Below are 12509 nucleotides of genomic sequence, written 5' to 3' on the forward strand. Positions count from 1 at the left end.
ACCGCGAACTTACATAAAAAAACGCAATTAGCATAAGCCTCTAGTCATTAAACGGGGTTATAATGACTTGTGCCATGCGGATGGCACACCCGTGCCATAACGGTGGCACCAGCGTGCCATCGCAGTGGCACAGTCGTGCCATAGGCGTGGCATTGGCCTTTATCCTAGAAACTGGCTTTCTCCGGCTCGGGGCGGATATAGGTTAATATCTGTCCGCTTAACTGAAGCAGCGAGATCTCACAGATCTTGGTGGAGTATTCCGCCACGGAAAGACGCTCCTCCGCTTCCAGCAGACTGTTTTGTGCCTCACGCAATTCGATACCAGACAACTCGCCGAGTTTATAGCGGTCGATGGCAATCCGGTAGTTCTCTTGGGCGGCTACGAGGTTCTCTTTCTCTAGGCTCCATAGGTCGAGGTTGTTTTTATAGGCCATCCAGAAGTTGCTCATGTCCGCACGCAGGGCAAGTTCCAGTTCTTGGATGCGCAATTGCTGGTTCTCGATTTGGATGCGGGCGTTGCGTTGCTCACGTTTCCGGTTGAAACCGTCGAAGAGGCTCATACCGATGGTCACGCCGTAATTAAGCCCCAGCCGTTGTTGGAGGTCGTAATTGCCTACTTCCGTCCAGTTTGCCGTGTAGCCGTAGCCTGCGTTTAGCTTGACATAGGGATAATAGCGGCTTTTTACCTTTTTATAATCAAGCTGAGACAACGTCTGGTTCTTTTGGGCGATCAGGAGCGAGGCGTTGGCTTCGAGGGTATTCTTCCATAGATCTACCTCGTCGAGGAACGGGTTCGGGTAGATCAAGGAGTCCTTGATCTGGATTTCCTCCTCCACATTATTTAATGCCATTAACTCGTTCAGGCGGATACGGGAGGTATGCACGACCTCCAATTGGTTTAATACCTTGGAGCTATCCGAGTTGAAGTCCACTTGAGCCTGTTGCAAGTCCAGACGGGACATGGAGCCGATATAATACCGTTCTTCCACGATCCGTAAACGCTCCTTGGAAAGATCCAAGGTGGAACGGAGGTTACGCAAACGGATTTTCTGCCGGATCAGGTTGTAGTACTCGCTGGAAAGGTTGGCTACGAAATCCTCGATGGTCATGCGGGTGTTCAATTCCCCCATTCGCTGTAATTCTTTCAAGCGAGAGTATTCGGCTTGGATACCGAAACCGTCGAAAACCGTCCAGTTAACGTTTAGTCCGACGTTGCCCGTCTCGCTGTTTATACCATTCGCCTTCTCGATCGATCCGTCTTGCAGGCTGTTACGGTTGTTATTGATATTTCCGCTGAATCCACCGCTCATATCTACGGTAGGCAGATAACCGGCGTTTCCCGGGGTGGCGTTATTGTCGCTGATCTGTTGCTCGTTACGAATGATACGGATGGAGTAGTTCTGCTCTAATCCGGTTTCGATACACCGTTTCAGATCGAATAGTTGCTGCGCCTCCGCCATAAAGAGGGAAGAGAAGGCCAATAGTAATGTATATAGGTACTTATTCATGTGTTTATTTATTATTCAGTAATGTTCTTTTTTCGGTTGGTGGATATAAACGAATACATGGCCGGTACGATAAACAGGGTCAAGAAGGTCGATACCAACATTCCGCCTACTACCGCTACACCCATGGCGATACGCCCTTGGGCACCCTCGCCCGTAGCGTATACCAATGGCACCAAACCGAGGATGGTGGATACGCTAGTCATCAAGATCGGGCGCAGACGCTGGGTCGCGGACGAGCGGATCGCTTCCGGCAAACTAAGTCCCGACTCTTGCCGCTGATTGGCGAACTCTACGATCAAGATACCGTTCTTCGCCACCAAACCAATCAACATAATGATACCGATCTGGCTGAATATATTCATCGTGATACCCGAATAGCTCATGAACATCAGCGCACCGGCGATAGCCAAAGGTACGGTGAACATCACTACCAACGGATCCTTGAAACTCTCGAACTGGGCGGCCAACACCAAATAAATCATCAGCAAGGCCAAGATCATGGCGAACATCAAACTGGAAGAACTCTCACGGAACTCTTTCGACTCGCCGGAAAGAGCGGTGCGGAAGCTACCATCCAGCACCTCCGAGGCGATACGGTCCATCTCGTCCAGACCATCGCCGATCGTGTATCCTTTATTCAATCCACTGGAAACCGTCGCTGATACGAAACGGTTATAGCGATACAATTGGGGCGGCGCCACGTTTTCCGTAACCTTAACCAAGTTATCCAACTGGATCATTTCCCCATTGTTACTACGTACATAGATCGATTTTAAATCGACAGGGGTATTTCGTTGCTGGCGGTTGATCTCGCCCAATATCTGGTATTGCTTACCATTCATATAGAAGTAGCCCATACGCTGTCCGCTCAACGCATATTGCAAGGTCTGGGCGATGTTGCGGGTGCTGACGCCCAATAAGGAAGCCTTATCCCGGTCGATCTCGATACGTGCCTCCGGCTTGGTGAAGCGCAAGTTCACGTCCGCCATCTGGAAGACCGGGCTCTCGTTCACCTTTTGCATAAACGTGGGCAGGAACTCTTGCAGTTTATCCAAGGTCGGGGCCTGCAATACGTATTGGATAGGCATACCGCCCCGGCGTCCGCCGAAGGTGGATTGCTGTTGTACGAAGGCGCGGGCCAAGGTCTCTTTGCGGACTTCTTTCGACAAGGTCTCGGCGATCTCCATTTGCGAGCGTTCCCGTTCCTTGATATCGCTTAATATGAGGTTTAGCGAACCTCCTCCTTCCCACGAGCGGGTCATGATGGATTGCTTCTCGGGAGCGATGGAGTCGGCTATTTGCTCGATACGGTCCGCGTAGTCGCGGATAAACTCGAAGGTAGCCCCTTCCGGCCCGCGCATATTCACGGAGATCATGGAACGGTCCTCCAAAGGCGATAACTCGGAACGAATGTTCTTCCAGAAGTACCCGATCGATCCGAAAAGAAGGATAACGATAGGGATCGACCATATCTTATGGTTCAAGAATGCGTTCAACGACTTGGCGTAGATCGTGTTCAATCCCTCGAAGAACGGCTCGGTCTTCCGATAGAACCAGTTTTTCTTCTCTCTCCTCTTCAATAGCTTGGTAGCCAACATCGGTGTAAACGTAAGGGCCACGAACGAGGAGATAGCGACCGAACCGGCGATCACGATACTGAACTCCTTGAATAAGCGCCCCGTCATACCTTCCATAAACACGATCGGCAAGAATACGGAGATCAGGGTGATCGTGGTAGATACCACGGCGAAGAAGATCTCTTTCGATCCTTCGATACCCGCCTCTTTCGGTGACATGCCTTGCTCGATACGTACATATATATTCTCCGCCACCACGATCGCGTCGTCTACCACCAGACCGACCGAGAGCACGACCGCCAACATCGTCAATACGTTGACGGAGAATCCGGAGATATACATCACGAAGAAAGCTCCTACCAACGATACGGGGATAACGACGACAGGAACCAGCGTGACCCGCCAGTCGCGGAGGAACAAGAAGATAATCAATACGACCAAGAGGAAAGCCTCGTAGATCGTCTGTTGTACCTCGCCGATAGAGGCCCGGATAAAGCGGGTGTTGTCATACATCATCTCGATCGTGACATCTTCCGGCAGGTCTTTTTGTAATTGCTCGATACGCTTGTAGGCTTCGTCGGCGATCTCGATATGGTTGGCTCCCGGTTGGGGGATGATAACGGTCATAACCATTGGCTCGCCGTTCTTCTTCAGTAAGCTCCGCAAGTCCTCGGGAGCTACCTCCGCACGTCCGACATCACTGAAGCGTACGATATTGTTGTTGTCTTCCTTGATGATTAAATCGTTGAACTCCTTGGCGGTATGCATCAATCCTAAGGTACGTATGGATAAGGAGATCGTATTTCCCTCGATACTACCGGAAGGAAGCTCCACGTTCTCGTTATCGACGGCGTTTTTCACGTCCATCGGGGTCACTCCGTAACCCGCCATCTTGATTGGGTCCAGCCATAGACGCATGGAATACCGTTTTTGTCCCCAGATATCCACGCCACTCACGTTCTCGATGGTCTGCAAACGCTCTTTCACCGTTAGCTCGGCGATCTCGCTCAACTCCATCAACGAGCGTTTGTTGCTTCGGATGGCGATCTGCATGATCGGGGAGGCATCGGCATCCGCTTTCGATACCGTAGGCGGGTCGCAGTCGCGGGGAAGGTAGCGTTGGGCACGAGATACTTTATCACGTACATCGTTCGCCGCCGTTTCCATATCCACGGACAACTCAAACTCTACCGTGATGCGGCTGCTGCCTTGGCTACTCACGCTACTCAATGAACGGATACCCGGGATACCGTTGATATTCTGTTCTAACGGCTCGGTGATCTGGTTCATGATCACGTCGGCGTTCGCTCCGGGATAAGATACGTTGACCGAGATAATCGGCTGGTCTACGCTCGGGAACTCCCGGACGCCAAGGAACCGGTAACCGATAAAGCCGAACAGGAGGATGACCAGCATCATCACTGTCGAGAGTACGGGCCGGTTTATACTGGTTTCTGAAATATTTGCCATCGTTCTTCTCCTTATTCAGTCAAGTTATCAATAGGAACTTTCATGCCGGTACGTAACTGCATCACGCCGGACGTGATCAGCGTATCGCCCACATTCAACCCTTGCAATACCTGTACACGGCTCTCGGTTCGTATACCGATCGTGATCTCTTGAGGCTCGGCCACGCCGTTCTTATATAAGTAAACGATGTCTTTTCCCATCTCGGGGATAACGGCCTCGCTGGGGATGGCTAAAGCGTCCTTGATCTCCCGCTTGCTGATCTCGACGGAGGTATAACGGCCGGGTAAGATATTCTCGCCCGGATTCGGGTAAGTGGCACGTACTTTCAAGGTACGGGTCGCCATGTCGACCTTGCTTTCCACGGCGTAAACGGTCGCCTTATAGTTCTGCATCATACCGTTTTTCTCCATGCGGAACAGGATCGGGGTTCCGTCTTGTACCTCGGCCGCGTAGCTCTCGGGAATGGAGAACTCGATTTTCAACGGGGATATCTTGGTCAACTTCGCGATTACGGAAGAGGAGGAAGTAACGTACGCGCCCTCACTCACGGAGCGAAGTCCGATGATCCCGTCGAAAGGAGCCCGAAGCTCTGTCTGGGCGATATTCGCTTTGACTAGCTCGATATCCGCCATTAGCTTCTCATATTCGGTGGCTACTTGCTCGTAGGCTTCTTGGCTGACGGCGTCTTTCTCCAGCAAGGTGCGTTGGCGATAGACACGATCCTTGGCTAAAGGAACTTGGGCTTCCAGCTTCTTTAGCTGGGCTTGCAGCGGCTTGTCATTGATTTTAGCCAACAGATCGCCCGCCTTTACGTGGCTACCTTCCGTGAAATAGATGGCTACCACCTTACCGGAAGACTCGAAAGCCAAATCCACCTCTTCGTCCGGAAGGGTACTTCCGGTACTCATGATCTTATCGGTTAATGATTGGTATTTCAATACCTCGGCGTTGATGTTAAGTGTCTGGTTTCGCAGGCTCGTGCCCGATGTGGGTACGACGGAAGCGGCATCTTGGGATGCCTTGAACTTGTTTTTCAATTGAGGGTAAGCGATCATTCCCGCTATCATTAATAAGATAGCCGCCGTAACTCCCCATTTCGCTCTCTTTGTCATCATGTTCTCGTATGGTATTTACTGATAATTTACACTCGTTACTCCAAAATATATAACTAAACGCAAGTTTAGACTCTCCTTTCGTAAAAAGGTTTAATCAAAGATATTATTTTTTTGAGAGATGAATCCCCGATTGGGAAGAACGGGAAAAATAAGGGAATTAAAACGAATCTAGGGAGGAAGTCTGATCGGTTTGTGGTAGAAGAAATGAGTGTCTCCTGTCGTATAGATCTTTTCACCTATGTGAAAAGAACGTTTCACAGCCGTGATCCGATCGTTTCACATGGGTGAAAAGATCAGATCACACTTGTGAAACGATCTGTTATAGCTTATGTATGACTTTCATTAACTGCTCGCCCAAGCCAATTGTATAGCCTTGAGAGACAAATACGACACGATTGAACGTATCGGCGATCAAGAAGATCGGCAAGGTATTGGCGTTTTGCAATTTCATCGCTGTAGCCATCTCCTTTTGGATCGCCCCGTCGATATCCAGACCGTATGTGATCGTGCCCGGTAAATCGCCGAACTCTTTCGGATCGAAGTTCTTATAGCCTTTCTCGTCCGGGAAGAGAAGCACGATGCCTCGTCCCCAATCCTCCAGTTCCTTCTTCACGGCGGCGATATCACGCATCGCATGGTTTGTCGGTTCTTGGCGGGAGCCTAGAAGCGCTACGATATAGTAGCCACGTCCGGTAGTAGCTAGCAAGCTAGTTTCCTCGCCGTTGTCCGCACGTTTGAATTTATTCTCGGAGTTGAAATTACCGATCACCTGTATCTCGTCCTTGCTTTCGCGCATCTCCAATTGGATCGGGGTGGTCTTGTCTGCCTCCACATTGAAAAACTCGATCTCGGCCAATACGCTACCGTTTGCCATACGAGTACCGGTCACTAACATATAATTACCTTCATCCATGGATAACGGTTTCTTCAGTAATCCGCTCCAAGTATCTCCCAAGCCCATATCCACATTACCGCCTCTCTCGAAATTCAAGGTCTGTAAAGTACCGTTCGGCAAAACCTTGGCGATCGTGAAGTGACTGTAATATTTCGGGTCTTGCAGCGCCTTGATTGGTTGGTAAGAAGCGATTACCTTGCCTTGTTTAGCGGTCGTCTGTACGGCAGCCTCGAAATCGACGTCTACCCAAGCGTTGTCCTTGAAGTACTGGATCTTGCGGGCTACCGGCTCGATACGTGCCGGAATACCTAAGCTACGAGCCACGGCCACGAAGAAGATATTACGGGAGCCCTTATCAGCGATGCGGGATTTCCATACACCCATCGGCATGATCGGAATACGTTGTGCGTTTAGCGCGTCGTTAATGGAGACGTTATTCTTCACCCAATCCACCAATGCCTGTGGATTCTCTACGGCTTGTTTCGCAAGGGAAGGCTCAATGTTTGCAGCGAAGAAACTCTTATAAGGAGTCAGGAACTCATTGGCCACACGAGGATTCATGATATATTCATTGAACCATTCGCTTTGAACGGCCGGCGTATTGTTTAAATGGTCCGCGAAGACAGACGCAGGTGTATCACGTAGATCCTTAGCGGATACGACATCCAATAAAGCCATCGCTTGCGCACGCTTCTCGGCGGGAGTCTCCCGTAAGAACTTCTCGATCTCCATCCAGTTACCACGGCTACCGATCATGAAATCCTCCGTCTTCATCGGGTCGATACCCAATTCTTTCGCTAAAGCCTCTGCTTTCTCTTCCGTATAGAAAGTAGCTACATATTTATTACGGATAGCGTCTTCTTCCAATAAACGTTTGGCGTTCGCCTCCTTTTGCTCCGGTGTAACTTCTGCGGGGATAGAGCCGTCTACCGGTGGTACGATATCTAGGGCGATCGTCTCCACATCTCCCGGTTTCTTATTCAAGGCGATCGTAACCTCTCCGTCCTTGCCGAAAGAGACCTTGCTGTAGCCGAACTTGCCATCTTTGCTGGCCCATACCAGCATATCCCCTTTTCCGGCGGATAATGAGCATTTGCCATCTGCGTCCGTCTTCTTGCGGGCTACACTGTTAAACTCGGCATAGTTATAAATCTTGAATTCTACCAAAGCGTCCTTTACCGGCTTGCCATTGGCATCCGTAACCGTGATAACAGCTTTAGCCGAAGGTGCGTAATTATCGATCACGTTGATCTCGGTATACCCATCGGTACGTTCCATGACATCCTCCGGGCCATTGTATTTACCGAATACTTTCGTATGCATCAACATACCCCGGTAAGCAGGGCCGTTGAACCAACCCAGATTCAATACCGGTTCGGGCTCGCAAGCGCCGAAGAAATACCATTTACCATTCACCCAAGCTTCTACCCATGCGTGGTTATCATCCGTATGCGCCCAGCGAGGTGTATATACCTGACGTGCGGGGATACCCACGGAACGTAAAGCGGCTACCGTGAAGGTAGACTCCTCGCCGCAACGACCGTAGGCGGTCTTCACGGATGCCAAAGGGGAACTTGTGCGCCCATCGGAAGGAGTATAGATAACCTTCTCATGACACCAGTGATTCACTTCCAGTACGGCGTCGTACAACGAGAGACCCTTCACCCGGTCTTTCAACTCATCAAAGAAAACCATGCGGCTTTCATCCAGATTCTCATTGTTGATTCGTACCGGCAATACGAAATGGCGGAAGATATCCTCTGGGATGCTATCGCCCCAAGGCATCTCATTCCGTGCTTGGAAAGAGGAACGGATGTTTTTCAAATAGAAATCGCCACTATAGTCCGTGATGTCTCCAATCGGCATATAGGCGTACATGAAGGTTAACGCCTCCCTCTCTTCGGGAGTCATTTGATCGTTAAATACTGCGAAAAGGTTTCCGTTAGGCAGAGCGGCCTGTTTCGCTTGGAAATCGTTCTCAACCTCAGCTCGGTAAGCGGCGTCGGTAATAAAATGTTGTTGGTTGTTACAGCTCGTCCATACGAGTAATGTGAACAACAGCGCAAATAGATGTTTTTTGTTCATAAAGCGGATATGTATGTTTGCCAAAAGTAATGATTCTATGCGAGATAGAAAAATTCTCGAACAATTTGTAAGAAAGATTTGTTTTTCTATAGAAAGAATAAATCTGGTCTTCCTGTAAATTTGGGACCGGATTTCTTCTTTTTGTGTGATTATAATTGCAAAAAGTTTACGAACTTTGTGACAAAGTATCAAATCACTAATCATAAAACCCGTTTTGCGTATGTTTCAAAATCCTGAGCAAGTGCTATTAATAGCCTCGGTGATCCTGTTTTTTAGTATATTCGCAGGTAAGGCCGGTTATCGTTTCGGCTTACCCGCTTTGTTGTTGTTCCTTGGTGTGGGAATGTTGTTTGGCAGCGATGGTCTGGGCATCCAGTTCAGCGATCCGAATGTAGCCCAGTTTATCGGCATGTTGGCGTTGAGTATCATCTTGTTCTCGGGTGGTATGGACACGAAAGTTGCGGAGGTCAAACCTATCGCCTCGCAAGGTGTGGTATTGGCTACGCTCGGGGTGTTGGCTACGACCTTTATCACGGGCGGGTTTATCTATTGGTTATTTGGTTTATTTGGCAAATATGTTACGTTGACTTTCCCGGAATCTTTATTGCTGGCGGCGGTCATGTCCTCTACGGACTCAGCCTCGGTTTTCTCCATCTTGCGCAGTAAAGGGGTTTATTTGAAAGAGCGTCTGCGTCCTACCTTGGAGCTGGAGAGTGGTAGTAATGACCCGATGGCTTATATGCTTACCTTGCTTCTGATCGCTTACATACAAAGCGGAGGTATGAATATTTGGGAGGCCGGGCTATCCTTGGTCATTCAATTATCGGTGGGAGCTATCGCCGGTTTCTTATTGGGGAGACTGGCTGTGTTGATTATCAATAAGATCGATATAGATAACGAGTCTTTGTATCCGATCCTTTTATTGGCTACGGCTTTCTTCACCTTCGCCGCTACGACCTTATGTAAGGGTAATGGCTATTTAGCGGTTTATATCGCTGGTTTGGTGGTTGGTAACGCTAAGATTGTTCACAAGAAAAGTATGGGGACGTTCTTTGACGGTTTCGCTTGGTTGTGGCAGATCGTGATGTTCCTTACGTTAGGCTTGCTAGTGAACCCGCATGAGTTATTACCGGTGACGGGTGTAGGTGTTATGGTGGGAGTCTTTATGATCTTGATCGCCCGTCCGATTAGCGTGTTCCTTTGCTTGATACCTTATAAGAATTTCTCCTTCAAAGGTAAACTGTATATCTCATGGGTGGGATTACGCGGGGCGGTTCCTATTATTTTCGCTACTTACCCGATGATCGCCGGGATCGAGCATGCCGGTATGTTCTTTAATATCGTATTTTTTATCACGATTCTTTCTTTGCTGATTCAAGGAACCACGGTTACCCAAGCCGCTAAATGGCTGGATATGGTGGATGAGCCGGAACGAAAGGATGAGTTTGGCATCGAGCTTCCCGAGGAGATCAAGAGCGCTATGAGCGAGATCGATATTACCCCGGCGGTATTATCCCATGGAAATAAATTGATGCAGCTGACTTTACCCGATCATACCTTGGCGGTAATGGTGAAACGGGAAGGCCGCTATTTCATCCCGAAAGGAAATACGGAATTAAAGGAGAACGACAAGTTGTTAATGATCTCCGATAATGACGAGGCGCTTTTGCAGGCGTATGATTCCTTGGGGGTGAAGGATTATACGATGAAGAAGAATTGAAATAATGTGCCAATGGGGGAATGTGCCAATATGCCAATGCAGATCTATTTGTGTAGAATAAGCATTGGCATATTGGTACATTATTTTTACCGTACCGGAAATTCAGTTATACGTAAAGTGGTACAGCCATAAGGGATTAACTCGATGCTTTCTTCGTCGCCCATATCATTGCCTTGCTGGGTAAAATACGAGATAGAACCAGAGGAACCTCTATATAAAGACCACCCATTAAGACGTTTGCCTTTCGCCTTGATTGTAATCGGGGCATTCTCTATGTTCCAAGGATAGTCGGTAGTCACTTTCGTTTTCTCTACGACAAAGTTGTCGTTGATTTGGTCTGGTTCCAAGGATTTATGTGTAAGCGCATAGTTCCAAGGAGAATCTGAAGTCACTTGATAATACCAGTTACCGTATTGAGCCGCCTTCTCTCCTTCAAATGTCTTCTTCTCCCATTTCTCGTTCATCTTCAAGGCATAAACCAATGGCCCCCGTTCGATTACCGCACTGCCTCCGTACCAACGGCTGGCCGCTACTTGCATTGGGAGTTCAACGGTTAGGACATCACCTTGTTTCCATTCCCGGTTGATACGGGCGATCTCCCCGGGATATGCATCCACGACGACATTCTCTCCGTTCAGTTTGATCACCGGCTGATTACACCATGCTGGGATGCGAATATGGAAAGGGAAGAAGGCTCTCTTTATTTTTTTATCCTCGAAAGCGAATTTAAAATGCAGAGTCTCGTCAAACGGATAAGCGGTCTCTTCCTCGATTTGCACGGTCACTCCGTTGGCTACCTTAGCTTTGACACTCGAAGGTGCGTATACAAGAGCGGCTATACCATTATCCGCCGTAGCGTACCAAAGGTTTTGAACTAATTTAGGCCAGCCTTGATGTAAGTTTGAGGTACAACAAGGATAACCCGTAAGTTCTCCGAATAAGATATCCGTATCATCGTGTGGCGTGGAGAAATTACGCCACTCACGAGTAACGGCTACTTGGTTGGTTTGCTGATAATATTGACGGGCAGAGTAATCATCTGTCACTTGAGTCGGCAATGCGTTGTAGGCCACTCGCTCCAGATAATCGGCCCATTGAACATCCCCTGTAATTTCCAGCATCTCTTCCAATGAGAACATCATCTCCACGGCGGTACATAATTCGGAACCGGTAGTCGGCTCACCGAAACGAAGTAGTTCGTCGCCACCCCAAAGCCCGGTCGGGAGACCGATCGTATTATGTATATCCTTTACCGCTTTCTTAACGGCGCATATCTGTTTCGGATCTTGATTCTGTTGATAATAAACAACCGGTTCCTTGAAGCCTTGCGCCAGATTGACACAGTGCAAACTGAGTTGGCGGGATAGATGATCTTGATTTAAGAAGATATCCGTCCAGTTAAACGTCTGTTTGTGAATCAACTCTCCTAAATCCAATAAGAACTTGTCGCCTGTGATATTATATAGCCAATAGACGACCATTAAATTATCACCCCCTCTTTGCTCTCCCCAAAAGGTCCATTTACCTAGTGGGTTTTGAGGCAACTCGGCTAATTGGTATTTAAAATATCGAGTAAAGAAATCAATGACCCGTGTATCGCCTGTGGCTGAGTAATATTGTTGCATTACTTTCATCATCACCATCTTAGGCCACCAATCCCGGGAATTGTCCCGTTGTAATCCCGGTTCGTAACTCCGGTCTGTATCCGGTCCGAAATAGCCGTTGGGCTTTTGGGAAGCCAAGGTCCATTCGACCCATGGCTTTACCTTATCGATAAGCGCTTGATCATTGAGTATATAGGCTAGTGGAAGAAGACCGTCTATCCAATAAGGGCCACGTTCCCATACGTCACCATCACCACCTAGCCAACCATTACGAGGGCCCATGACTTTCTCGTATACTTGATCCAAGTTTCCAGTCATGCCGTTCTTCATCCGTACTAATTGCTCCTGCATCCAGCCGGTAGGCCGGATAGAACCGATCGGTAATTCTATGTAAGGTTTCTGTAGCAACGGATAACGGTTGTTTTTGTAATTAACAGAGATAGCTGTTTTTTCATTAGCAAGCTGATTGGCCGCTACGGAAGTGGTAACGACCATAGCGAGCGATAATGCTAATATTTTAGGAAGAAGTTTCATA

At 48.6% G+C, this 12509-nt stretch carries 6 protein-coding genes; 1 reads left to right on the forward strand and 5 read right to left on the reverse strand.

The features are described from left to right. Window positions 1–164 precede the first annotated feature (164 nt). From CI960_RS22650 to CI960_RS22665, 4 genes are all read right to left on the reverse strand, one after another. Window positions 165–1508 carry a TolC family protein gene (locus tag CI960_RS22650; protein WP_005859846.1) on the reverse strand — a complete coding sequence of 448 codons (1344 nt, stop codon included), beginning with the start codon at window positions 1506–1508 and terminating at the stop codon, window positions 165–167. 11 nt (window positions 1509–1519) lie between these two features. Then, window positions 1520–4555 carry an efflux RND transporter permease subunit gene (locus tag CI960_RS22655; protein WP_005859844.1) on the reverse strand — a complete coding sequence of 1012 codons (3036 nt, stop codon included), beginning with the start codon at window positions 4553–4555 and terminating at the stop codon, window positions 1520–1522. Window positions 4556–4566: 11 nt separating this feature from the next. After that, complete coding sequence (locus CI960_RS22660) at window positions 4567–5667, reverse strand: efflux RND transporter periplasmic adaptor subunit (protein ID WP_036629125.1); 1101 nt, start codon at window positions 5665–5667, stop codon at window positions 4567–4569. 322 nt (window positions 5668–5989) lie between these two features. Next, entirely contained in the window at window positions 5990–8650 is a 2661-nt protein-coding gene (locus tag CI960_RS22665; RefSeq protein WP_226766573.1) for a transglutaminase domain-containing protein, read from the reverse strand. A 220-nt stretch (window positions 8651–8870) separates the two neighbouring features. Between CI960_RS22665 and CI960_RS22670 the strand changes: the two genes are divergently transcribed. Next, window positions 8871–10370, forward strand: coding sequence for a potassium/proton antiporter (locus CI960_RS22670; RefSeq protein ID WP_009275279.1), 1500 nt, complete (start codon window positions 8871–8873; stop codon window positions 10368–10370). 86 nt (window positions 10371–10456) lie between these two features. Here the strand turns inward: CI960_RS22670 and CI960_RS22675 are convergent, their stop codons facing one another. Further along, window positions 10457–12508, reverse strand: a complete 2052-nt coding sequence (locus CI960_RS22675; protein WP_005859834.1) for a beta-L-arabinofuranosidase domain-containing protein — start codon at window positions 12506–12508, stop codon at window positions 10457–10459. Between the last annotated feature and the right edge of the window lies 1 nt (window position 12509).

Origin of the sequence: Parabacteroides sp. CT06 (genome assembly GCF_002257605.1) — a bacterium.
Classification (GTDB): Bacteria; Bacteroidota; Bacteroidia; order Bacteroidales; family Tannerellaceae; genus Parabacteroides; species Parabacteroides distasonis.